The organism is Dyadobacter sp. LHD-138, from assembly GCF_030929615.1.
GTDB lineage: Bacteria > Bacteroidota > Bacteroidia > Cytophagales > Spirosomataceae > Dyadobacter.
The window spans coordinates 18024-43492 of sequence record NZ_JAVFVU010000051.1; the positions used below are offsets into that span (position 1 = coordinate 18024).

Consider the following 25469-nt stretch of genomic DNA (forward strand, 5'->3'; position numbering starts at 1 on the left):
CGAGAAAGCTAAACGTTTCTTCTGACTCCGACGATACAAGCTCCTGCAATTAACGCAAACAATAATACTGAACTGACCAAGTCAATCCGGTGACCGGCGGCAACAGATATGGGTTCAAATTTAAAAACAATCCGATGCTTTCCGGCAGGAATCCGTAACGCCCGCAATACGTAATCAGCACGTAAAAGCTCGGCAGGCTGCCCGTCAACGGTAACTTGCCATTCGTTTCTGACATTGTAATAAATCTCGGAGAAGACCGCCAGGCCATCATTTTTCGAAACACTTTCATAAATAATTTCATCGGGCTTGTAGCTGACAAGTTTGATATGGTCAGTCGAGTCCCGGCGAGGCACCAGTCCAGCCAATTGTACTTTAAATCTCTGATCCAGAACCGCTTCTTCCCTAGGATTTAAATGATCCATTGCTGCCATTTCAGCATCCGCATCCGGCACAATTTTATATCCTTTGACAAACCATCCATGCCCGTAAGCTTCGGGATTTGCCTGCGCAAGTTTATTTCCCTTTTCATCGGCAGTAATAATATACTTCGTATTCAGCATGTTGAGCACGGCAAAATTAGGATTCTGCTTGTAAATCTGACGCTCAAACAATTCCTGATAACGCCTTAATTTGGCTCCATGATAACCTCCCAAAGACTTGTGAAAATACGAAGCTTCGGCGCTATTGAAAGGCCCCTGGCTACTCGAAACATCATACACCCTGTAATCAGGATCGGGATCTTTCAGGATTTGCTCATCGGCTGAGGAAGGTGTTACGGCAGTTTTGGCCACGTAACCACTTACAAAATCTTCATTGTTCAAATAACGTTTGTCAATACCAAACATATCCAGTACCAGCAGACCAATCAGTACCACGTAAAACAACCATGGTTTGATTTTTTCTTTAATCCAAAGCCAAATCAGCAAAGCAGTCAGCAGAAAGATAATAAGCGTTCTGAGCGCGTCTGCTTTCATCATACCAGCCCTGTCGAACACAATCGCGTCCATAATTTGTCCGGCAAAAACTTTGTCCCCCGTCATATGCTCAAAACCAGCCAGGTGCGTCGAATCCACTACGGACCTGAAACTAAAAAATAATCCCGGTACAATAGTCAAAATCAACGTGAGGCCACCGGTGATGGCCAGCGTTATCAAAAAAGGCTTTTTCAGCTCTTTCCAGCTCAATTTTCGTTGGACGATAAGACGCAGCGCAAGTACAGAAAGAATCACCATCAGCAGTTGCGCCAACGAAATGACCATCGTGACTGCCCTGAATTTGTTGAACATTGGAAAAAAATCAAAAAACAGGTTATTGACGACCGACAGGTTTTTGCCCAATGCCCAGATTAAATACAAAAGTACAATAGCCGTCAGCCATGATTTAAGCGGATTTTTAACAATAAAAATACCCAGGACAAAGAAGAAAAAGATCATTGCGCCCACATAATACGGTCCGCCCATAATCGGCTGATCTCCCCAATACAGTGGCAGCTGTTTTACAAAACCTGCGGCCGCTACTGGCTGAACACCGTGACCCGTTAAGGTAAGATAGGTTTGTGACTTGTTATCCAGTTCTCCATAGGACGGGCCTCCGTAAGCATTCGGAATTATCAACGTCAGCAATTCCCCCAAATCATAACTGTATTGAAAGGCATATTCCTTATCAAGCCCTCCCTTTTTTTGAGGACTTCCCACTGCTTTCAGTTCTGATTTCCCCCGACTGGTTTCACTGGTATAATCATAACTATTCCAAAGCCTTGTGCTGTGCGAACCAACGGAAACGACTGCCGCCAGTGCAAGGCCGAGCAGGATCAATGCCAAATCTTTGCCTCTTCCATTTTTGATAAAAGAAAAACTTTCAATGCCCATCAGCACGACCACGCCAATACCCAGATAATAGGTTATCTGCGGATGATTGGCATAGAGTTCCAGTGACAAAAACAGCGCGGTCACCGCCGCTCCTGCAAGCCAGTGTTTTCTAAAAGCAAGAAGTACGCCCGCCAGCACGCCCGGCGCATACATGATCGCGATAATTTGTGAAACGTGGCCTGCTTCCAGGTTTATAACATTAAAAGAACAGAAGGTAAACGCAATGGCCCCAAACACAGATAACCACAGCCCGGCCTCCAAAACTATAAAAAGGATATAAGCACAGACCAGGCCGATAAAAAGATAATTCGCCGGTGCAGGCAGTAATTTGTTAATTGTCTGTCCCAATTTTGTAGGCAAACTGGTGGGATAATCCGCCGCAATCATATAGGCCGGCATACCGCCAAACATGCTGTTGGTCCACTGCGACCATTCTCCCGTTTTTTCATGATACCTAACCACTTCCCTGGCAGCTGCTTTGGCTTGTTTATCATCCTCCATGCTGAGTCTTTTACCTTGCAAAACGGGCGATACATAACAAACGGCCAGCAAGGCAAAACCAATCACAGCTATAAAGTGAGGCAGGAGCTGCTGCCAGAAAACCCTTCTTTTCATCGGATCAGATTAAGCGGAATAGATTATTTGCGTTGCATAACCGAAGCAAAACTTTGGCTGTCAACAATATACTAACATGGTTTCAAGGAAATATACTGTATGTAACCAAAAAAAATATTTTCAAGCAATTAACCATCCGACCGATTACAAGCAAAACCCTTCAGAACGAAATCGTTCTGAAGGGTTTTCAATCAATGCCGGGTCAAAGTAAAGGGTTAATAGTCTTAATCCGCTACAACTCGGGAGCGGCGGCCGTGGCTTTTTGAATAATAGGCCAAACACCGGGTGTGGGAAAACTTACCCCCTTGGTCAAACCTCTGGTGCTGTTATCCTGGCCGAAATAATACATCGGCCAGCCTTTATACGTAAGCTGTTTTTTACCAAACACGTCAATGGTACTGAAAAGTGTTTTGTCAAGAGCAGAAGGAATATCCTTCAGTTCGCTTTGATAAATAGGCCAAACGGCATCATTGCTAAAATCAGCCTTCGTGAAGTTATTCTTGTTCTTTTTGTCTTTGTTAAAGGCATAAAGTGTACGGCCGTTAATGTCTACAAAAAACTGGGTATCGGCAGTTCCTTCCTTGTACTCTGCGGTGTAATTCTTGCCATCGTGCCCTACCAGTTGTGCATTGGCCAGCATAAGCGAATAAGATTTCTTGGCAACGATCCACACATTCAGAACATTTTCACCTTTTACATCACCCGCAGCAGCGTCCGATGCGTAATAATAAAGTGGCCAGCCTTTGTAAGTCACCTGGCTTTTTCCATCCGCTCTTGTGATAGAACCAAAATCAGTCGCAACAAGGCCCGTATCCAAACGAGGAGTCGCTACCGAAAATATCGGCCAGGTATCCAGACAACCTCCTGCACAGGCAGAAGTCCCATTCACATCCTTGGTAAAAAAGTAGAGTGTTTTACCTTTCTGATCGGTAAGCACATTCCCAAGCGTAGTCGATTTCTGCGAGATATCAAACGTTGGAACCGGTGGCACAACTACTGCCGGCGTATCATCGTCAGAACCGCACGACCAGCCGATCGCGGCGATACATCCCATCAGTAAAAAGTAGCTGAAAAAACTTTTTGCTTTCATAAAATAATTGTTAGGGGTAAGTATTAGTTACAATAGCCTATACGGGGCAACTTTTGGACTGGTTGCGTGGCAATGAAACTAAATCCTGTTCCCTGACAACTAAAAACAAAAAAACTAGTATTTCTGAAAGCCCAGAACATCGAGCATTCTTTTAAACTCGGGCTGATAGTCAGCTGATATCAAAATTTCATCTCCTGTCACAGGATGAAAAAAACTGATTTCTTTCGCGTGCAAAAGCATGGAATTCATCTGAAAAAATTCCAGAAAAAACTTGTTCTGCTTGTTGCAGCCATGTGGCCGGTCGCCAATAATGGGGTGAAAGACATGCGCCATGTGCTTCCTTAACTGATGCATCCTGCCCGTCGTTGGCGCGAGGTCGATCAGCGAATAGCGCGAGGTTGCATGTTTGCCGGAAGGAATATCCAGCTCGGTTTTTTCTAAGGTAATAAAAGAAGTGAACGCATCCTGAACGACTCCGTCATCGCGCTTCAACGGATAATCTATATCCATCGAATCCGGTGTGAAACCTCTGACTATGGCATGATATTGCTTTCTGACTTTTCCATCTGAAAACTGAACCTGCATTTTACTGTTTAATGCATCATGCAAGGCAAAAAGCAGGACACCCGACGTTTTCCGGTCGAGCCGGTGAACGGGATAAACCATCCTGCCAAGCTGATCCCGAAGGATCTGAACGGCAAATTCTGTGGCATCCGCTGCAATCGGCGAACGGTGTACCAAAAGACCGTGCGGTTTGTTAATCGCCACCAGGTATTCGTCCTGATAAATAATTTCCAGGGTCATCGGCGGTTCTGCACCGGATATTTCAGACTCGTTTTCCAATCGGACTATTAAAATATGGAAAGATCTTTATCTGTCTTGGTCGTAAGCACTGCGTACGCATTAGGCTTAATCCCCAGCAAATACGGGAACAACCGCAGAATTGACATTTTAAATTTGGTCAGATAAAAACCCTTTTTGTTTGTCTCAAACAACGGTTTCAGCATCTCATCTTCGTAGAGGTAACAGATGTCCTTTACAACTTTAAAATTCTCGGATTTAAGCAAAAACCGAAAAAGGCCCGGTGTGTAGATATTGATATGGCCATATGCCAGAAAATGGTTGATCTTTTTATCAACATAAAAAGAAAAGTCAATGGGCACCTCAAAAATCTGGTTTTTTGAAACCCTTTTAATCTCCCTCAAAAGTATACGTTCATGCTCGACGTGTTCCATCACATGCGAACAGATAACCAGATCAAAATGATTATCAGGATAAGGAATTTTATACCCGTCAAAAAGCAGCACATCTTTCAAATGTTCAATATTTTTTGACTTGATCATTTCAATCCCGCTTTCAGAGATTTCCACACAGTTCAGATTTTTCGAAAAATTCCACTTCGAAAGCCAATTCAGGATACTCCCCTCGCCTGCTCCCACTTCAAGCACATTCTCAAAAGTGATATTTTTGGCCAGTTCGACAATATTTTGCGCCTTATAACGGGCGCCCATATTTCGCCAGGCCACCGATTTTTCATCGTACTGACTTGAATAAGAATCTTTTACTTTTTCTGATACATTCATACTGGATACGTATGTTGATATACTTCCGGGATTTGAAAGAATTTTACGTTACAAAGTAAAGGATAATTGTTTCAATAAACGCGCAGAAGCGGTAATGTGATTGGTCAAAAATATTTTACCAGGCAGGATTTAACCTCAGTCCTCCCGTTTTCCATGCCTAACCCTGAAACGGATGATAGCCCACAAAACCAGATAAAGCATGCCAAGCAGCAGCCCGATTTCAAGGCTGATCACCAATGCGGTTCTGTCGAGCATACTTTGAAAAAGGCTTTCAAGGATAAGTCTTGGATCATGCAGGATATCCCAGCTGTTCATTCGTCTGACACGCCCTAAATAAACACCAAAGCCAGCAAGCGGAAGGCTTAACAAAAGCAGTGTCATGCTTACTTTTTTATGAAAAACTCGGGTCCAGGTCTGATGAATCCAGTATAGCGAAACAAGCCCGTTGAACAAACTCACTTCGGCATAACAAAAAAGCATGATCGTATCATGCCAGGTCAAATCACGCTGATAATCGACACTTAAATGTGCCAGATCGGTGATCATGTATGGTGCGTTTGGAAAAAAAGCAAGCCAGAAGAGACTTACTGCAATGACCAGAAATGGGAGTCGGCCAAACCGTCTGGTTATGTTGTTGATAAAAAAGGCGGCCATCAAGGGAATCCAGCTTAGAAAAAGATTCCAGTCCATTGAAAAATCAACCGGGGCATTAAATAAAATCCGTACCAGGTGAAAAAAAACGGCAACCAGACTTAAAACAAGAAGTAACAGGAGCGGATAAAGTCCTTCCATTGAAATAATGGGAGGATCGGATATGCTAAAACGATAATTTTTCCACCATTGAAGAAAACGTTCCAAGTGTTTTTAATTTAAATATTTCATAACGTCCACAAACAGACAAACGAGGATATATACCTCAGAAAAAGTTTAGAAAAAATTATACCATTACCCATAATCAGGCGCCTTTCGGCATATTTCTTTCTAAACTTTCTATCCGGAATAAACAGCCGTTTCCTGTTATATCAACGCAAGATAAGGCTGATTACGTTTCCAAAGGAGTTTTTTTCTCATGCTTTTGACTCGGCCTCCTTTTTCTGGAAGAAGAATCACCGGTTTTCCGGGAACCATGCCCTCCTTTATTTCTCGGGGCTGCATTGCGAAATTTGCCTGGTTCAAACTTAGGCGCTTCTCCCAATCCCAACTCCTGCGTAATTGATTGTTTCTCAACCTCTTTCTCAAAAAGTTTTTCTATTTTCAATACATATTTCTGATCATGTTCATTGATAAACGTGATCGCTGTACCCTTTGATTCTGCACGGGCCGTACGACCAATCCGGTGCACATAATCTTCCGGGTCACGTGGCACATCATAATTTACCACATGGCTTAAATTATCAATATCAATACCTCTTGACAATACATCCGTGGCCACTAAAACTGGAAAAGCGCGGTTTTTGAAATCACGCAGCACAATCTCGCGGTCAGCCTGGTCCGAATCCGAGGAAATACCCCGAGCCTCATGTCCAAGTTTACGAAGTGCACGCACAATCGGCTCCACAGTCGATTTCCTGGATGTAAACAACACCATACTCGTGCTGTGCACCTGCTTAAGCAAATGCGTAAGAAGCGGCAGTTTCTGCTCGTCGGTTGTCATATAAAACTGCTGATCAATCCTGTCGGCAGGTCTTGAAACCGCCAATCTTACCTCCTCCGGCTTGTGCAGGATGCGTTTGGCAAGCTCTCCGATTTTAGGCGGCATTGTTGCCGAAAACATCAATGTCTGTCGTTTGGCAGGTAAAAAGCTCATTATTTTGAGGATATCGCTCAGGAAACCCATATCCAGCATACGATCTGCCTCGTCCAACACCAGATGACGGATCGATCCAAAACTCACATATCCCAATTGAAGGTGCGCTATTAGCCGTCCCGGTGTGGCAATGATAATATCTGCACCCTGGGTAAGGGCACGCTTTTGCTGATCCCATTCAGGTCCTTTGTTTCCGCCGTAAACGGCAATGCTGGTAGCACCGACAAAATAACCCAATCCTTGTATCTGCTGATCAATCTGCTGGGCAAGCTCGCGCGTTGGCACCAGTATCAAAGCTCCGATCTGCCCGGTGGGTGTTGTAGCTATTTTATCCAAAATGGGGATTAAATACGCCGCTGTTTTCCCTGTTCCGGTTTGAGCGCATGCGAGAAGGTCTTTTCCCGAAAGAATATAAGGAATGGATTGTTCCTGTATAGGTGTTGCCTGTTGGTAGTTCATAGAATCCACGGCGTTCAGCACGTCTTCGTGGAGTTCAAATTCGTTAAAATTCAAAATTCAGCTTTTTAAGTTCCAGCGTATGATTAAGATATTCAATATCTTTCAATGTCTCGAACAGTTTTAAAATATATAAGCTGACTTTTGATTTCACCAGTCAGCAAACCGCTTGATTCATAGCAAATATACGCAAATAACTTAGAAGTACTCACATGCACTTATTTTATTAATACTCAATATATTAACAAAAACAACAGTCCTACGACGCAACCGCTGGATATTATTTAACCCCTACTGCATTGCCTTAAAACGGGATGTACCCATGTTAATTGTCTGAACAAATGTTAGTTAGCAAATAAATATAGTTTCACCGATAATAAACCGGAAGGCGCTGTATTTTAAGATTTCGCCTGAACAGATTGACCATTTTATTTCAGTTAATATCCCTGCAAAATCTGAGCAACCGGCAAATCCCTTCCCCGAATCCCTGATAAAAAGTTTAAGTTTTTGATCCGGCCTGAGATCATATCTTTTGTCTTTTAATATCCGGTTTGCATTTTCTCAACCTATGAATAGCATCAATTCGGACTACCAATGAAGTAAAAATCGGACGCCTCTTACGATCCGGCACCACCATACTTTTGAAGAAAAACGAAACAATGGAAACACCACAAACGATAAGAAACGACTGGTCTCTTGAAGAAATCAAAGCCATTTATCATAAACCGTTTTTTCAACTGCTTTTTGAAGCAGCCGCAGTGCACAGGCCATGGCACACGACCCTGAAAAGATCCAGGTTTGCACCTTGTTCTCCATAAAAACAGGAGGATACCCGGAGGACTGCACCTATTGCGGACAGGCGGCACGATGTCAGACGGGGGATCCGCGGCCTGGCGCGAAGTAAAAGCCAACCGGGATTGCGACAGGGTACTCGAAATGGTTATGAAAGTTAATGCATTGGGAATGGAAGTTTGCTGCAGGCTGGGCATGACTAATATTGCTGGCGTCTATCAAATGAACACCATTCAAGCACTTTAAACCAAAAACCTTCATCCGATCAACCATAACAGATTGACGGAATGAAGGTTTTTAATAGCTGCATTTCACAAATTATTGCTTCAACTGTTTCCTTGTGGATTCGGTTAATTCGCGTTTTGCCAGGGCATGGCATTCGTAAATTGCGTCACTGAACATCATTTGCTGTGGCGGCGTTTTTTGTGTGGAAGCGGATGGACCGCGAAGTGCCCCTACCAAGCCCAGTTCTCTTGCGACGTACACATATCTGATCGCGTCGATCACCACACCGGCGGAATTAGGAGAATCCTGAACAGAAAGCTGCGCGTCAAAAATAACCGGAGCACCCATAAAACCTTCCAGCTCTAAACGGAAGTTAGCCACTTTATTATCGCCGTAAAAAGCAATGTATTCCGACGGGCCCGCGTGTAAAAAGCTGTCCTCGGTAGCAATACCCCTAATATCATTTTGTGCGCGGATCACATTTTCCTTCGAAATCTTCTTGGATTTCAAACGGTTTTTATCCTCCATATTCAGAAAGTCGGTGTTTCCGCCAACATTTCGCTGAATATGCGCTTTTACATGATGCCCACGCTCGAAAGCAAGCTCCTGAAGCATTTGAGAAACAATACTTGCCCCAAACTGACTTCTCATGTCATCGCCAATGATCGGAATGCCGGCCGCGATGAACTTTTGTTCCCATTCAGGATCAGACGCTATGAACACAGGAATACAGTTCACCAAAGAAATGCCAAGCTCAATACAGATTTCAGCATAAAACTCTGTCGCAAGCTGCGAACCTACCGGAAGATAATTGATCAAAACCTCAACCTGGTGATCTTTTAAATGCTGGACAATTTCAGCACGCAGTGCCTGCACCAACGCCCGGTCATAAGCAATACCTTCGATCAGCGCATCCGTCGCCTTAAGTTCCTCTTTAATGACAAAACGGTTGCTTTCCGGATAGGCGGCCATTTCTGGTGACACCCCGTCAATAACCGGAGACCGGTATACTGGTGCCTCCGAGGTAATATCTCCATTCAGTACGATTGTGCAGTTTGGTTTTGCGAAAATTGCATCTTTTAGGGATAAGCCAATCTTTCTTTCGTCCACATCGAAGCCGCAAACAAATTCAATATTTTCAGCCTTGTAACCACCGATATCATCGGCCATTAAACCGGATGTTTTTTCTGAAAATTTCGTGTAATATTCCACTCCCTGAACTAATGAGCTGGCGCAGTTGCCAACGCCTAATATCGCAACGTTAATTTTGTTGTTCTTTTTTTGCATTATCGGCTCTGTTTTATTTAATACTGATCCCGTAAAGAAAGTAAATAAATCAACCCGAAATGCATTTTACAAGTGGTATAAAACAGCTAATTAGCTCAAAAATCACATAATAAAAACCTAAGAGACTGCGGCACAAAACGCTACGAAAAAAGAAGTGCACAGTATTTTTTTATAATATTTTCGAGAAATATTCTGAAATACGTATAATCAATTGCAAACGTTTGCATAAATTTTAAAAATCAGATAAAAAACACCCAAATCTGCCTCTTTTCTCCAACCATTCTCCAAGCGACCGATGAGGAAATCAGGGGGCAAATAATTGATCCCCTAAGCAGCTTTCAAAAGGCGAACGCCAACGTCTGAAATCGTCCCTTCATTTCGCTTCATTTATGGTAATAATCCCATCATCGCCGCACTTATCGGGCTGGCTGAATATATCAAAGTTTCCCGACGTATAAATCCTCAGCCCGCGTGGTCATCTTCAAAACTAATTTTTCCGAAACCGGATCATTCAGCATGTTGACGGAGTAAATTGTCATTTGTCTGCAACCACTGGAAACAAGTTTTCATTTTACATATTCGGCTGCACCAAGAAAAATACAGTTTGCAAATCAGAATGGAATAAATCAGTAATCGAAAATTTTCAAAATGAACCGTTGTCCGAATAGCCTTTATTTTAGGAGTAAGCGTTTTTATTGTAGATTTTTTTTCATTAATTGTTAATAAATTCCATTCCAACTACTATTAGTATAATACAATTGTTCCACTAAAAGAGATACATTTGTGATATAACCTTTACTCTATGAAAAGAAGAAACTTTTTGGCGGCCTCTGCCCTGACGGTGGGAGCCTTGATTCAAAGTAACGCCTCTTCCCTGGGCAACCCACTATCTGTTCACAAACAACGACTTGCAGATTACCTAAACAACATCGGAGCAGTTCCCCAACTCTTTTCATTTCTGAACGACCCCGAGTTACTGGATGTTTATCGATCAAAGTCTAAAAGTCTGATAGCGGTAGGTTACCGGCAGCATGATGCAAAATTTTATTTTTGCGATCAAAACCAGGCAGCTGTTTTCCCCTTGGCACTAAAAAATACGTCTCTAGGAATTATGGATATCAGCGCACTATTTTTCCGAAAAAATACAGCCGGGAAATGGCAATATTGCAGCACCTTGTCCAGCTTTCATCTTGATGCGATTGCGCGGACGGTTTCGCAGTTTGAAATCAAACCGGATCAGAAAGTATTAACGGAACTGTTTGTGCCTATTATAGGGAAATCGGGAAATTCCGCTACGGGAACAATCACGACCGCCAAAGGAAGTATGGTGTTGAAAGTGCTGGTTGGAGAACAAAAAACAACACTTGACTTCTGTTTTAAACAAAACCATGAAATTCTTTTCGCCGAAAATTTCATTTCACACCATACACTTTCCTGTGAGAAGCTGGCGTAGTAAACCGGAATAACCCATAACGAGACAACAAAACAAAAATCCGTTGCCCAGGGCTGACGGATTTTTGTTTTTACACCCAGTTAATTAAACGACGTCCAGCAAGGTTTTTAAAATGATATAAAACAACGCCAACAGACTAACGTATCTCTGCCAAATAAGCCACTTCCTCGGGCCTGTACATACGGGATCTGACAATAAACCGGACGCCCATTGGAATTTCCAGCGAAAAACTCGAACCTCTGCCCGGTGTCACGTCAATCGACAACTGTGTATGCTGCCAGTACTCGAACTGATCGCGACTCATGTAAAATTCACAGTCCGCAATTTCCCCCAAGAGCACATCGCTGTCCCCGGTCTTAAATTCTCCTTTTTCAAAACACATCGGCTGAGAGCCGTCACAACAACCTCCGCTCTGATGAAACATAAGTTCACCGAAACGTTCCTTTAACTGAGCCACTATTTTTTCAGCTTCCGGAGTTATCAGCACACGGGGCGTTTTCATGGTATGAACCGGATTAAAATTAATACAGATTAAAATTCGGGCAAGCACCGACAGTAATTACCGCCGGTGGAATGCCCGACACAAAACAAATCCGGTATTAAAAGAAACCAAGCTTGTTACGATCGTAGGAGATCAGCATATTTTTAGTCTGACGATAATACCCCAGCATCATTTTATGGTTTTCGCGACCGAACCCGGATTTTTTATACCCGCCAAACGGAGCATGCGCGGGATATGCGTGATAGTTGTTCACCCAAACCCTACCCGCCTGAATGGCTCTGGGAACCTGATAAATTTCATGCGCATCACGCGTCCATACCCCTGCCCCCAAACCATACAAAGTATCATTCGCTATTTCTATTGCCTCTTCAACGGTTTTGAAAGTGGTTACGCAGGCCACAGGGCCGAAAATCTCCTCCTGAAAAATCCGCATTTTGTTATGACCTTTAAAGAGCGTTGGTTTGATGTAATAACCACCGGATATCCCATTTTCAAACGTATTGGCTTCTCCGCCGCAAAGCACCTCGGCACCTTCTTCTTTACCTATTTTCAAGTACGACAAAATCTTTTCATACTGATCATTCGAAGCCTGGGCGCCCATCATCGTTGTTGCATCCAGCGGATGGCCCAGCTTAATGGCCTTGGTGCGCTCGATCACGCGGCCCATGAATTTGTCATAAATGCTTTCCTGCACCAGGATCCGTGACGGGCAGGTGCAAACCTCACCCTGGTTCAGGGCAAACATCACGGCGCCTTCCACGGCCTTATCAAAAAACGCGTCGTCTTCATCGGCAACCGAAGCAAAGAAAATATTGGGCGACTTCCCTCCAAGCTCCATCGTTACCGGAATCAGGTTTTCAGAAGCATACTGCATGATCAAACGTCCCGTGGTGGTTTCTCCGGTAAAGGCTACTTTCGCCACACGTGGGGAAGTCGCCAGCGGTTTTCCTGCTTCCGGACCAAATCCGGTTACAATATTGAGCACGCCAGCGGGTAATAAATCTCCGATAAGCTCCATCAGACACATGATCGAAGTCGGTGTCTGCTCTGCTGGTTTTACCACGACACAGCAGCCCGATGCCAGCGCAGGAGCAATTTTCCAGGTTGCCATCAGCAATGGAAAATTCCATGGAATGATCTGTCCCACCACACCGAGCGGTTCATGCAGATTGATAGAAACGGTATTTTCATCGTGCTCCGAAATACTACCTTCCTCTGCACGGATCACGCCGGCAAAATAGCGGAAATGGTCCACGCACAGTGGTAAGTCGGCCGCTCTTGTTTCACGGATCGCCTTGCCGTTATCAATGGCTTCCACCACGGCCAGATATTCCAGATTGTCTTCAATCACCTGGGCAATTTTTAACAGAATATTGCTTCGGTACGTCGCAGCTGATTTACCCCATGTTTTGAAAGCCTCATGTGCCGCATCCAGCGCAAGTTCAATATCCTCTTTGCCTGAACGGGCCGCTTTTGTAAAAACCTTACCATCGATCGGTGAAAGATTATCAAAATATTCACCCTTTACCGGCGGTACAAATTTCCCACCGATATAATTTTCGTACTGAGCCTTAAAAGTCGGCTTTTGGGCAAGGGTTGAACTAACTTCTGATTTGTTTTCTACTTCCAGCGTATCCATAGATATATCAATTTTAATTCGTGAATGACTATTACAAACTTAGTGCTGTATCCGTGGTTAGACTGGAACTATTGTTTCAAATAATAGGATAATAATCTCAAAAAAAATAAATTTATTACTATATTTATTCAGCCGTTACCACGTTATCATTCAGGTAAAAAACGAAAGATACCACCTGTAATTTCTCTACATCTTTATCTCCCAAGTAAAATGCCAGCAGGATACAAACTCAATCAGATCGCCATTTCCAGTCAGAAATCCATGAAAACACTGGTGGAAAACCGCCGTGCGTTTACACTTCAAAACTGCGAACTGAATGTTTTTGAAACCCTGCAGGCTTCGGCTTTGGTGCCGCTTACTTTTTCAGATTTTGTCGTGACCAGTATGCTCCGGGGTAAAAAGATCATGCACTTATTTGATCAGCCCGGATTTGACTATTTACCGGGCGAAACGGTGCTTGTCCCGGCTCACGTGACGATGAAAATAGATTTCCCGGAAGCAACCGAACTGAATCCGACACAGTGTATCGCGCTTGCGCTTGATCATACCAAAATCCAACAGATTGTCGACCGGCTGAATGAACAATATCCGCGCGAAGGCCAGGATCAATACTGGCAATTGCAGCATAATAAGTATCATTTTCTCAACAATCTTGATCTTGCGCAGAGCATCAACAAATTGATCCACATATGTTCGGGAAATTCGCTGGGAAAAGATATTCTCGCCGACCTGACGCTTCAGGAGCTCGTTGTCCATATTATCCAGACACAAAACCTGCAATCGGCCCAGCTGGATCTGTATCAGCAGCCGGATAATCCACTGGCCTATGTGATCCATTATATCAGGACCAATATTGGCGAGAAAATTCAGGTGGAAGATCTCAGTGAAAAAGCATGCATGAGCCGCGCGTCCTTTTACCGGGCGTTTAAACGGGAGTTCAGCATCAGCCCGCTGGAATTTGTTTTAAAGGAAAAGATAAAAAAGGCAAAATCCCTGCTCTCGGATTCCAAAGCAACCATTTCCGATGTATGTTACCAGCTCGGTTTCTCAGACCTGAATTATTTCGGAAGGCAGTTTAAGAAATCGGAAGGGATTTCGCCGTCGCAATATCGCCATGTAAGTGGCGGAGTGGAAGAATCTTCCGGGCGTAAAGAGTAAAACTCATTCTTACCAGATCATCTTATGAAAACACGCTACCACTTTCAAAGATATCGTCAGCACCTTTTCAAAGGACTTCTTTTTTCCCTTCTTTTCGTTGCGCTTTCTTTTACAACCGTCAAAGAAAATTGTCAGGGAAAACTTTTTTACAAAGCCGGAAAAAAGGCATTTGACATTGAGCTGAAATATGCGCACTTCATCACCGGACCGGACACCTTTGATCCCAAAAAGAAAATCCGTAGATTGATATTTACGGCAAATCCGCTGGATGAAAAGATAAAATCCTGTAAAGTACTCAATTGCGTGGACCAATATATTGAAGGCATTCAGGTGGACCTGGACGCCGCACCAAGGCTGCTTTACTGGGTGAGTGTAAACGGACAACTGGTCCAGTACTCAGGCACTTCGGTTAATGAAACGCTCTCCCTTTCGAAAGATTCTCAGGAAAGACTTGCCGGTATGCTAAAATTTGACGATTCGGCAGCGGGTGGCCCGGTAGTGGAGGTCACTTTTGATGCAGCTATGATGAAAAATTTTGACCAGGCGAGATAGGAAATCATTTCCGTCAACACCGGATTATCTTCAAAAAGTAAGGGACAGCGCGCACGAACTGTCCCTTACTTTTTTACTTATTTTTGCCTACTTGATCGAATCCAGCAGCAAATACCGTCCACGGTTCTTTTCTGTTTCCAGACGACTGTTCACATCAATCACCATAAACCGGACACTGTTGCCCTCGTTGGCAGCTTCCCATTGCGGCAAACCTGCACCGTTTGGATTACCGGTTTTGATAAAATTTGCAAAGAAGTTCTGCATGGTTGCGGAGACCTTGTGATCCTCGGGAGTCCATGCGTAAACCGTATTTTTCGACAAATTCCCCATCGCATATTCAATTTCAGCAGAATGCACAGCGCCACGCGGTGGTGCCGCTTTTACGGCACCAGGAACAGCCGTCTTGGTAACCCCTCCGGCAAGGCCCGGCGCCGCATTACCCATTTCAGCCGTCATTGCCGGGCGCGGACGGGCGTAGAAATAACGGTAAACCGGCTTTCCTCCACCCGTTTTCGCTTGCAGCTCTGCCCACTTCCAGGTTCCAAATCCGATAAAACGGTCGCCCGCCAGATCGGTAGCCACCTGCGCTACGGCTGCATCAGAAGATGCTGCATATTCTTTTAAAACCTTATCTGCACGCTCGCCATAGAGTTTTTTTACGGCTTTCGTATAATTTTCCAGCGTCGGAGCATCCTGCCCAAGGACAAAACGATAGTTCATCTCTTCTGAATTCCAGCCCACCAGCAAGGGTACATGCGCCTGTTCACCAGCCATGTATGTTTCAACAGGATTTTTAGGGAAGAAATAACCATCCATGGTTGATGAAAATCTGCCTACCCCTGATTTGGCCGTTGCTTCAAGCAGTTTCTCACCCGATATCGCGCGAAGTTCCGCCAAAGATTTCGCCCCAACCTGTTCTGCAAACTTCAAACCGGCTCCCTCTGCTTCCGCCATCGGTACCGGTGGCAAGGTGCCTAATACCGAACCACTTTCTCCGATAGCACCTGCAAATAACCCTTTGGCCAAAGGAGAGGCCATTTGCGCGCTAACCGAAAGTGAACCGGCCGATTCACCGGCAATAGTCACACGGTTAGGATCTCCACCAAACGCTGCAATATTCTGCTTTACCCAACGCAGTGCGGCAGTCTGATCCAGATAACCATAATTACCCGAGCCATATCCCGACTCCTTTGATAATTCAGAGGAAGCCAAAAAACCAAAAATACCCAGTCGGTAATTGACCGTTAACGCAACAATCCCCTTGGTAGCCATGCTTTCTCCATCATAACGTCCCTCAGAGCCATCGCCAGCCACAAAACCGCCGCCATAAAAATAAACCAGTACCGGCAGTTTTTCTTTTCCCGATTTGGCCGGTGTCCAGACATTAAGATAAAGGCAGTCCTCGCTCATGCCGTCCGAGCGAAAGCCCATATCACCAAAAACATTGTTTTGCATAGCCCGCGGACCAAATTTATCGGTCTTGCGCACGCCATCCCAGTTTTTGACAGGCTGAGGTTCCTTCCACCTCAGGTCTCCTACCGGCGGCTGAGCGAACGGAATTCCTTTAAACGCATGTATGCCACTGGTTTCCGCAATGCCCTCGACAACGCCGTTGGCCGTTTTAATCTGCGGAGCTGCCATGGTTTTCTTCGACTGGGCCGAAGAAAGATGTGCCAATTGGACGGCCAGCAAAATGATAATAAACAATGTTTTCATCGATTTTTGTTTAAATTAAAAATAGGTACAAGAGATTTTTTTCTATCAGCCTCGACTTTTGTCAATCATTATTTTATTATTGTCTCATTATGGAACAATAATAAAAAATTAAATTGACATTCTTCTTTTTTTCTAACTTGCACACAAAATTTTAATACTATGTCTGAACAAATAATGCCATTGGAGGAAAATCCCGGGGGTAGTGATTTTTTGCCGGGGCTGGCCATGGACTTTGTTATTTTTGGTTTTCATCAATATCAGTTAAAAATTCTCTTGCTCGAATACCGCAATACTGATCTTTTTGCTTTGCCCGGCGGGTTCGTCAAAAAGCAGGAAAACTTAAACGATGCTGCCCGCAGGGTTTTAGCCGAGCGCACGAGCCTTACCAATATCTATCTCGAACAATTTTATACATTTGGCGATCTTGCCCGTTACGATCAGGTTCCTATGCGAACAATCATGCAGGCCAAAGGACTCGTCCCGACAGACGAACACTGGCTGCTCCACAGGTTTATATCCGTTGGGTATTATGCGCTGATAGACTTTACAAAAGCAGTGCCGACTCCCGATCCGCTTTCGGATACCTGTACCTGGTACGACCTCGACAATTTGCCCGGACTCATGCTTGATCATGCCGATATCGTCCGGAAAGCCCTGCAAACCTTGCGGGCAGATCTGGATCGTAAGCTCATCGGGTATGATAGCTGGGCGGCTCCACTGCTGCCCGAGGCCTTTACCATGGCCGATTTGCAGAAACTTTATGAAACTATATTAGGGCAAAAACTCCGCCGGTCCAGCTTCCAGCGTAAGATGCTCAGTCTTAATATTTTGGAACGACTCGAAAAACAATACAGCGGCGGGGCCCATAAAGCGCCATATCTGTATCAGTTCAAACAATAAACCTGGGACACGATTACAATATCTCTTTTATCCAAACCGCTGTTATTGACAAAAAGCGTTTGACCGGCACGGCATTAACAAAATACCGCGACACTCGCTCCATCCTGTTATTCATTGTAAGGATATTGTCGACGGAGACAAAACGCTTGTTATTGTTTCATAAAATTAAACCCAAAAGCAGTGCCAACACCGAGGGCGGCTCCGGCAACGACATCGGATGGATTGTGTACGCCCAGATACACCCTCGAATACCCGACGGTGCCGGCCCATAAAAATGCGGGAGCGGCAACATACCATTTAGGATAAGCCATCGACAACGCCGTTGCCGTGCTAAAAGAGGCCGATGTATGGCCTGAAGGCATCGAGTATTCGCCAGGTTTGTAAACCGGCGTCAGGCTCAGATGAACCAGAAATGGCCTGGGTCTTTTAATTATTCTTTTCAATGCAAAATTTAAAAGCGCCGTCGTTGCCGTGCTGCTGACAACATAAAGCGCGTTTTGACGCATATCTTTATTGTGATCTATGGCGCCTGCGACAAACAAACCAGCTGGTATTGCGATATTCACATAGTTATTTGCATCAGAAATAATCTTCAGCGCCCTGGTCTGCGTGGCCGTTCGGGATACTTCTGTTTTTTGGAGGATTTTAAGATCCAGCTTATCCATGCCGCCTTGCGCATGGACAGTACAAGACCATAAAAGACAAAAAATCAATAGGATTTTATTCATGCAGCAAAAGCGATTACAAACCCCGGATATAGCGCATAATACCCTTTATTGGTCTAAAAAATTCAACGCCAATGAATGTACATAAAATAGCCATAGGTTACAAAAAATTGCTCCAATAAGTAATTAAAAACCGGTGTTTCCTCTATACGTTGGACGTATAAAAAATATGCTTGATAGTTTGATTTAAAACTATCAAGTCATTAACTTTATGGATAGCATGCATCGTAAAAAGGCTTAAAAATCTGGCACGACCTGTTAAAATATCTTCTTCATGGACAGCTCATCAGTCATAAAGAAATCAAAGTCCGACCTCGCCATTGAGATGGGACGAACCATGACCGAGCTACGGAATCTGCTCCGCCAGTCTATTCAGTTAAAAATCAAAGAACATGGCATCAACATCACCTTTGAGATGCTGGAAGTACTCTATCACCTCTGGCAAAAAGATGGAATTAATCAACAGGAAATCGCCGATCTGACCCTGAAAGATAAATCCAGCATGACCTACATGATTGATAATATGGTCAAACGGGATATGGTGAAAAGAGTCGAAGACGGGCTTGACAGAAGGAACAAACTAATTTTCCTGACGGAAACCGGAATTGAGCTCCGCAGACAATTACATCCCTGGATCGCCGAAGTGTATGATCTGGCGACGGAAGATTTCGAATTAAAAAATCTGGAATACGGCATTGATATGTTTCAGAAAATGATCCTCCATTTAAGAAAAAGCAATCCTTCATCCGACTAAAATAAACTTAAAATCCCTACAGACATGAAAACGATTTTGATCCCGGTTGATTTCTCTTTCACTTCCGCCAACGCCCTACAATACATTGCCGATGCCAGTGAAGATATTGATATCGAGCGTATCATTTTACTCAAAACACATTACATCTCCGTTTACACCCATATCATTCCATCCTCGGAATACGGACAATCCAATGCAGAACTGGTTATGGAAGAAAGGCAGGAAATTGAAGACCATTTGCGTGCGACAGGCCAGGAACTGCTAAAGAAATGTAAACCCGGTGTTCATGTGGAAGTAGCCGTCAGCGACCTTCCGATTCTTCGGGCGATTCATGACATGATTAAAGATTACCAGCCTCAGCTACTGTTGTTAGGCAGTGACAGCGCTGGTTACGACAGTCACATTGGTGAGTACGTAATCGAAATTACGCAGATCAGCAGCGTTCCTGTACTGATTATCCCCACCATCAGCCGGTATCAAAAACTGGACAGCATTTTGGTCCCCTGTGATTTCAACGCCATTGCGCGGCTTACGCTCTTGCAGAAACTGCACAAAATACAACTCATGCTAAACCCAGCACTGACCATCCTGAACGTGGGCCCTTTTGATCAGCACTCTGCAAAAGAAGGATTCCATAAAGCACTGCTGAAAGAACAACTGGGCGACTTTAAATACAAACTATACTACTCAGAAGAGAAAAACATAGCCAAGGGGATTTTAAATTTTGCCAGACAAAATGAAGAAATCCAGCTGATCGTCGCACTGCCCGGCAAGCACAGTTTCTTTTATAAGCTGACACACCGCAGCATTACTGAGGCCATTGCGCTAAATACACAGATACCTGTTTTAATACTTAAAGAGAGTCAGACATAAACGCAGTACGCTCCTCATCCAGCCCCCGCTCGTTTGTAGTATTAACGATACATTAATAACAAAAGGGAATATTCTAAATCCGTAAATTTGAACCCAGTACCCCTATTTATTCGAAGCAAAAGCACAATTGGTCCAATGTAGGACCAATTGTGCTGGCACGCTACCTTTCCTTATGTATATCCGTCAAAGAAGACTTCTACAAGATATTTTTATAAATCTTCCAATAATAGTTAATAATTTTTTGGTATAAAATTTATCAACTACTTGAAAATTAGTATATTAAATCATAATTAGAATAATACCATTTGGAAGCTATCTGGAATTAACCTAATATTGTATGTAGAATTTATCTATAAAATAAGATAGATAAGTAACATTAATTCTACAAAAAAAATTGAGAATTATTATAATCCTTAATACCATCCCCCTCCGACGCCATTTAAGAAGATAACTGTTTGCGTATTATCCGGCTTTAAAGAATATCACTTACTCAATTTCTCAACGTTATGATGAACCATTTTTCACAACATGCCTTCAGCCTGACTAACGCACGGCTGTTACAAAAAGAAATTCCCCCTACCCCTCTCCTCCGGCATCGTCCCTTATTTGTTGCAAAAGTACAGGCAGAGCATCTGACCTGATGTACCTGGTTTTTTCATTTAAGAACTTTCAAGGCAACGATCTCAAATTTAAGCTTTAACCCTCACTAAAAGAGTTCCGGTTTTCAGGTCGGTCAGCCGCCGAAAATCGTAGTTCGTCACTTAAAAAGTTGGTATTTCCCAGCCAGGAAAAATTGCGTAAGCAAACTTTTTTCGGCGCAGGAAAATTATGTGCTTTCATCAAACCTTTTCGGTTTGTTTTCAGGAAGTTTTGTACTAAAAATTTAAGTAACTAAAAGTAACATAATTTAATTTTTCATCCACCAAACCATTTGTTCACCTAACAATTTTTCAACTATGAAGCCACATTTTTTGAAATCAGCCATGCTTTGCATGATGCTCACGGCTGCACTTTTCAACTGTAAGGACAAGGACGCGGACTCTTTGCAACCAGCAAACAACGAGTTGTCACAGCAAATTGACAAACTTGAACTTGGAGAGGTAACCATCGCGGTCACGCCCGAGGTAACTTACAACGCCGGAAATGTGGAGCTGTCCACACAAACGAAAATATTAAACTCTGATCTTGAATCTATTGCAGGATCACAAACAGTGCCGGGCAGTGTATCAAAAGCGGCCAACGAAACTTCGGCATTGTTAACAGCAACGGAAATCAAAACGCTGAACGCGTTGACAACCGCCAATATTGCCGACAAAAACACAGCGGAATCTGCAAAGATGAAAGCCATTTTAGCGAAAGTTTCGGCCGATTCCAAAGTACAGGTTTACCTGCCAAAGCTATCGTTGCCATCTGTAACAGAAATTAAATCTGTACGGATTGGAAGCACAGTCGAGAGTACATTAAGAACTTCGGCCACCGAAGCGAAAAGTGATGACGAGTGTATTCAACGCGCTAACGACAAGTTCAGCAAAACCAAGGACCGTCTGGACGAAAGCAAAGCAAAAGCCTCTGAAAAGGTTGCCGATGCTTACAACAAAGACCTGGATAAAATTGCCAAAAATCTTGCAAAATGTGTTGACCAAACCGCTGCGGATCGCTTTGAAAAGATGCGTCAGGATGGTATCAAAATAGCAAACATCGCTTTGGCAGCATTGGAAAAGGCAAAACCTTACATCAGCACGGCACAATACGAAGTAACCAAAGCACTCATCAACATACAGTTACTAGACTTCCTTACCAAGGTTAATCAGTTAGAGGCAACAAAAATTGCAACCTGTACGGAAATCGCTGCCATTGCAAAAGCAGCAGCAACAGGCGTGAGAGATTCCAACCTGGCTGCAATCGAAAGCGCATACAACATTGCACTTACAAAAGCACAGGAGCTGAAAGATAAAATGATCGAAAATTGCCACAATCAGGGCGGCGGAAACTAATCAGAATCCCGCAAAATGTTTATACAAGAAAGGGCGGAGTTTCCGCCCTTTCTTGTATACGAGCAAAAAACTAAAATGATTTCACTTTCAGCCGGTCGATCATCTTGATTGCCCTATCAATTCTTGTTTGTACTACGCTCGAAGATGCGACATAATGGATAATGCCGCGCTGGTGACTCGGGATGAGCATGTGAAAAAGTCGGTTACCTTCCTCATCGATGGCCAGGAGTTCCGTCAGTTCCTCGGGCATATCCCGTCCATAGATACTCTCATCCTTCCAGACCTGCACATGAATATTATCACCGAGCCTTATTTTTGCCTGCGTCCGCAATGCTGTTGCTACATTGATATAAAAACCGCCACCGCCTTTTGGCCTGATGGCGCACTGGAATTCCGTATTACCATTAAGCAGACAAACCATCCGAACCGGTTTTCTGCCTTCTACAAATTGCTCTGCAACTTCGTCCGGGACAATAATAAAGTAATAACCTCCTTTGTCAGGAAATCTTTCCAGCAATGATTCAAAATGAACGGGTTCTGCCAATGCGGTTCTGTTTTTTCAATAAAAATATTTTGACTTTTATTCAGTCAAAGGTTTCACCTGGATATCTTTAAAAAGCACAACACTTTTAGGATCATGCGCCTGCAAGGCAAATGTCCCGCTGCTCAAAATTCTGTTTAGATGATCTGCTGATCTTTTATCAATGTCCGTTTCTTCGTAATCCACAACGGTTTTGTCATTGATTTTAACGGTAATGCGCTTGCCTTCTACCCGGATATATTCAGTATACCACTCGTTATCCTTCACATAAGTCTCCTTCACATCCTGAATATCATACAAACTGCCTGTTCTTTTCCAGTCGGTATGCGAGTTATTAACCTGAATTTCATAACCCTTCGAAGGCCAGCCCTTCTCCTGATAATCCGTGTGGATATAAATGCCGGAATTGGCACCCGGTTTGGTCATCACCTGCGCCCTGAATTCGAAGTTTTTAAACATATGGTTTTTGATCGGCCCCTCATAAAATAGGTGCGCCCTTGGACCTGCAACCTGAATAGCTCCATCGACCACCGAAAACGAACCTGCATTCTCTCCGACTTTCCAGCCGTTCAAAGACTTTCCGTCAAAAATAGAAATCCATCCGTCCTGCTTCGGCGCAGAAACAAAACTCCCAAGAACAGCCAAAAACAAAAGTGCAGCAAATAAGTTTATCGTCTTTTTCATAAAATTGGTCAAAATAGAAGGAAAGTTCTGATTGATTTTGTTTAGTTAAAAGCAGCAGAATCAATCAAAACTACTGTAATACAGGTCAAAATCTATTCATAAAAAGTTAAAATCAGAATCAAACAATCGCCTTATATTTGCCTGACAAACGATCATTTCAATGCGTAACCCCTATATTTCCTTACTGGCCACCGCCTGGCGTTATGCCCGTCAGCAAAAAAAACGTTATTTGCTGATCTACGGACTTTTTGTAATGGCCAACGTTGTTTTAGCATTACATCCACTTTTGTACGGCTGGTTTGTCGAATCCGTTCAGAAAGATAGTGACGCTGTGCTTAAAAATGTCTGGTGGTATGCCGGCGCATACATTGGGCTGACTTTGCTGGAATGGGCTTTTCATGGGCCAGCCCGGGTCATGGAACGGAAACTTGCTTTTGATCTGAGCCGTAATTTCCTTGACGAACTTTATCATCAGTCCCTGCACCTGCCGATCCGCTGGCATCAGGACCACCACAGCGGCGCGACAATCAACCGGATCAGAAAAGCCTATGAAGCCCTTAAAGATTTCTTTCAAAACGGCTTCATGTTCCTTCATGCGTTTTCAAAATTTATTTTTTCCTTCATTGCCATTGTGTACTTCTCACCTTTGTTTGGCACCATTGGCGTCGCAATAGGTATTGTAACGGTCTGGGTTATTTTTCAGTTTGACAAACCCTTTATCAAAGCACTCGACGACACCAATGAAAAGGAGCACATCGTCTCCTCCACGCTCTTCGACAGTCTTTCCAATATCATCACCGTGATCACCCTACGCCTTGAAAAAAGAATGCAAGTAAGTCTGATGAACAAGGTGGGTGATGTTTTTCCACCCTTCAAAAAGCAGGTGACAATCAACGAATGGAAATGGTTTGTCGCCAGTCTTTTCATCGGACTGATTTATATCGTGGTAACCATTGGTTTTATTTACCAGCATTATACCCCCGGAACCGTGTTTCTGGTTGGCGGGCTTGTAACCCTTCTTGGGTATGTCAATCAGTTCACCAGTGTTTTCCAGGACGTCGCCTGGCAGTATACCGAAATCATCCGCTACAACACAGAGGTCCAGACCGCCAGAATTATCGGCCAGGCTTATCAGGAACATCATCGTGCCGAAACAAGCACGCCGCTTCCGGTTAACTGGAAGGAAATCTGGATCAGCGACCTTAGTTTCTCGCACGCAGACACCTATGCGTCTGATAAAAAGGCCCATAGTTTACATGCACTTAATATCAAAATCCGCCGCGGTCAGCGGATTGCTTTTATCGGTGAAAGCGGAAGTGGTAAAAGCACGCTACTTGCCTTGCTTCGTGGACTGTATGAGGCAGAAAAAAATGTTCGGCTATCTGTTGATAACGCTGAAAACCTGCCACTGGAAGTCATTTCCGATACCGTCACGCTTTTCCCTCAGGATCCCGAAATTTTTGAAAACACGATCGAATACAATATCACGCTGGGCCTTCCTTTCGACGCAACAGAAATACAGCATGTCTGCGATACAGCACAATTCAGCAGTGTAATTGAAAAATTACCGAACGGCCTTCAATCCAATATTCAGGAAAAAGGTGTCAATTTATCGGGAGGACAAAAACAACGGCTGGCACTTGCCCGCGGTGTGCTGGCTGCAAGAAGCAGTGATATTATATTACTCGACGAACCAACCAGCAGTGTAGATCCCAGAACAGAAGCACTTATTTATGATCGTATGTTTGCCGAGTTTAGTGACAAAGCCGTACTTTCAGCTTTGCACCGACTTCATCTGTTACCAAAATTTGATTACATCTATATTTTGAAGGACGGACACCTGATCGACGAAGGCACCTTTGATGCGCTTAATGAGCATAGTATCGTTTTTCGCGATTTGATGGGAAAAAGACAATTAAATGATCAGTAGGCTATCGGCGGTCGGTAGTCAGATTGGTGCATTAAATCAGATTTAAGCCGGTTGTTACGCTACCCGAAGATAATTTTCATAACCATTAAAAGGCTGACGATCGCTTTCAAAACCAACACGGAATGGTCTGGATACGAGGACCAACTGCCGAGAATACCGCCAGTCGTTCCAAAGGAACGATATTTTGCAATTTCCATATCCTTGCCACCGCTGGTACTGTCGTGAAAAGCAAGATTTGAAATAGAATTTTTTTAATAAATTTGGACTATGAAGGAGTGGCGGTTTTTAAATCGCTACATCCTGTGTAGTCCTGCTAGTCGGGACT

General features: G+C 43.8%; 21 protein-coding genes and 1 pseudogene. 9 read left to right on the forward strand and 13 right to left on the reverse strand.

Annotated features, from left to right (window positions below; genetic code table 11):
* Positions 1–8: 8 nt before the first annotated feature.
* The 6 genes from RB622_RS27150 to RB622_RS27175 all read right to left on the reverse strand — a co-directional run bounded on the left by RB622_RS27150 (position 9) and on the right by RB622_RS27175 (position 7476).
* Positions 9–2483: a hypothetical protein gene (locus RB622_RS27150; RefSeq protein WP_308049945.1), complete on the reverse strand. Its 2475-nt coding sequence runs from the start codon at positions 2481–2483 to the stop codon at positions 9–11.
* Positions 2484–2715: 232 nt separating this feature from the next.
* Positions 2716–3573: a hypothetical protein gene (locus tag RB622_RS27155; RefSeq protein ID WP_308049946.1), complete on the reverse strand. Its 858-nt coding sequence runs from the start codon at positions 3571–3573 to the stop codon at positions 2716–2718.
* A 114-nt stretch (positions 3574–3687) separates the two neighbouring features.
* Complete coding sequence (locus RB622_RS27160; RefSeq protein ID WP_308049967.1) at positions 3688–4377, reverse strand: pseudouridine synthase; 690 nt, start codon at positions 4375–4377, stop codon at positions 3688–3690.
* A 47-nt stretch (positions 4378–4424) separates the two neighbouring features.
* Positions 4425–5156, reverse strand: coding sequence for a class I SAM-dependent methyltransferase (locus tag RB622_RS27165; protein WP_308049947.1), 732 nt, complete (start codon positions 5154–5156; stop codon positions 4425–4427).
* A gap of 135 nt (positions 5157–5291) precedes the next feature.
* Entirely contained in the window at positions 5292–6014 is a 723-nt protein-coding gene (locus RB622_RS27170) for a DUF1361 domain-containing protein (RefSeq protein WP_308049948.1), read from the reverse strand.
* Between the two features lie 184 nt (positions 6015–6198).
* On the reverse strand, positions 6199–7476 hold the full coding sequence (locus RB622_RS27175; protein ID WP_308049949.1) for a DEAD/DEAH box helicase: 1278 nt from the start codon (positions 7474–7476) through the stop codon (positions 6199–6201).
* 602 nt (positions 7477–8078) lie between these two features.
* Here RB622_RS27175 and RB622_RS27180 point away from each other — a divergent pair.
* Positions 8079–8409, forward strand: a pseudogene (locus RB622_RS27180) (biotin synthase); the annotation flags it as partial.
* A gap of 120 nt (positions 8410–8529) precedes the next feature.
* On the opposite strand, the gene RB622_RS27185 reads toward RB622_RS27180, so the two are convergent.
* A complete protein-coding gene (locus RB622_RS27185) occupies positions 8530–9723 on the reverse strand; it encodes a Myo-inositol-1-phosphate synthase (RefSeq protein WP_308049950.1) in 1194 nt (397 codons plus the stop codon).
* A gap of 802 nt (positions 9724–10525) precedes the next feature.
* Here RB622_RS27185 and RB622_RS27190 point away from each other — a divergent pair.
* Positions 10526–11176 (forward strand): hypothetical protein, encoded by a 651-nt coding sequence (locus tag RB622_RS27190; RefSeq protein ID WP_308049952.1) that lies wholly within the window; start codon positions 10526–10528, stop codon positions 11174–11176.
* 136 nt (positions 11177–11312) lie between these two features.
* On the opposite strand, the gene RB622_RS27195 is transcribed toward RB622_RS27190, so the two are convergent.
* Together RB622_RS27195 and RB622_RS27200 are read right to left on the reverse strand one after the other, a co-directional pair.
* Complete coding sequence (locus tag RB622_RS27195; protein WP_308049953.1) at positions 11313–11678, reverse strand: DUF779 domain-containing protein; 366 nt, start codon at positions 11676–11678, stop codon at positions 11313–11315.
* A gap of 97 nt (positions 11679–11775) precedes the next feature.
* On the reverse strand, positions 11776–13317 hold the full coding sequence (locus RB622_RS27200) for an aldehyde dehydrogenase family protein (protein WP_308049954.1): 1542 nt from the start codon (positions 13315–13317) through the stop codon (positions 11776–11778).
* 210 nt (positions 13318–13527) lie between these two features.
* On the opposite strand from RB622_RS27200, the gene RB622_RS27205 reads away from it, so the two are divergent.
* A complete protein-coding gene (locus RB622_RS27205) occupies positions 13528–14475 on the forward strand; it encodes an AraC family transcriptional regulator (protein WP_308049955.1) in 948 nt (315 codons plus the stop codon).
* 24 nt (positions 14476–14499) lie between these two features.
* Positions 14500–15027 carry a hypothetical protein gene (locus RB622_RS27210; RefSeq protein ID WP_308049956.1) on the forward strand — a complete coding sequence of 176 codons (528 nt, stop codon included), beginning with the start codon at positions 14500–14502 and terminating at the stop codon, positions 15025–15027.
* Positions 15028–15114: 87 nt separating this feature from the next.
* Here RB622_RS27210 and RB622_RS27215 read toward each other — a convergent pair whose 3' ends face one another.
* The gene (locus RB622_RS27215; RefSeq protein WP_308049957.1) at positions 15115–16743 is read right to left on the reverse strand and encodes a carboxylesterase family protein; all 1629 of its coding nucleotides are present in this window, start codon (positions 16741–16743) and stop codon (positions 15115–15117) included.
* 159 nt (positions 16744–16902) lie between these two features.
* On the opposite strand from RB622_RS27215, the gene RB622_RS27220 reads away from it, so the two are divergent.
* Positions 16903–17643, forward strand: a complete 741-nt coding sequence (locus tag RB622_RS27220) for an NrtR DNA-binding winged helix domain-containing protein (RefSeq protein ID WP_308049959.1) — start codon at positions 16903–16905, stop codon at positions 17641–17643.
* Between the two features lie 149 nt (positions 17644–17792).
* Here RB622_RS27220 and RB622_RS27225 read toward each other — a convergent pair whose 3' ends face one another.
* A complete protein-coding gene (locus tag RB622_RS27225) occupies positions 17793–18371 on the reverse strand; it encodes a phosphatase PAP2 family protein (protein WP_308049960.1) in 579 nt (192 codons plus the stop codon).
* 271 nt (positions 18372–18642) lie between these two features.
* Here RB622_RS27225 and RB622_RS27230 point away from each other — a divergent pair, with 271 nt between their 5' ends.
* From RB622_RS27230 to RB622_RS27240, 3 genes are all read left to right on the forward strand, one after another.
* Complete coding sequence (locus tag RB622_RS27230; protein ID WP_308049961.1) at positions 18643–19122, forward strand: MarR family winged helix-turn-helix transcriptional regulator; 480 nt, start codon at positions 18643–18645, stop codon at positions 19120–19122.
* A gap of 24 nt (positions 19123–19146) precedes the next feature.
* Positions 19147–19995, forward strand: a complete 849-nt coding sequence (locus tag RB622_RS27235) for a universal stress protein (protein ID WP_308049962.1) — start codon at positions 19147–19149, stop codon at positions 19993–19995.
* Positions 19996–20951: 956 nt separating this feature from the next.
* Positions 20952–21989: a hypothetical protein gene (locus RB622_RS27240; protein WP_308049963.1), complete on the forward strand. Its 1038-nt coding sequence runs from the start codon at positions 20952–20954 to the stop codon at positions 21987–21989.
* A 70-nt stretch (positions 21990–22059) separates the two neighbouring features.
* Here the strand turns inward: RB622_RS27240 and RB622_RS27245 are convergent, their stop codons facing one another.
* Together RB622_RS27245 and RB622_RS27250 are read right to left on the reverse strand one after the other, a co-directional pair.
* Complete coding sequence (locus RB622_RS27245) at positions 22060–22533, reverse strand: YdeI/OmpD-associated family protein (RefSeq protein ID WP_308049964.1); 474 nt, start codon at positions 22531–22533, stop codon at positions 22060–22062.
* Between the two features lie 36 nt (positions 22534–22569).
* Positions 22570–23214, reverse strand: coding sequence for a DUF1080 domain-containing protein (locus RB622_RS27250; RefSeq protein ID WP_308049965.1), 645 nt, complete (start codon positions 23212–23214; stop codon positions 22570–22572).
* A 160-nt stretch (positions 23215–23374) separates the two neighbouring features.
* Between RB622_RS27250 and RB622_RS27255 the strand changes: the two genes are divergently transcribed.
* Entirely contained in the window at positions 23375–25144 is a 1770-nt protein-coding gene (locus tag RB622_RS27255; protein WP_308049966.1) for an ABC transporter ATP-binding protein, read from the forward strand.
* The last annotated feature ends 325 nt before the right edge of the window (positions 25145–25469 follow it).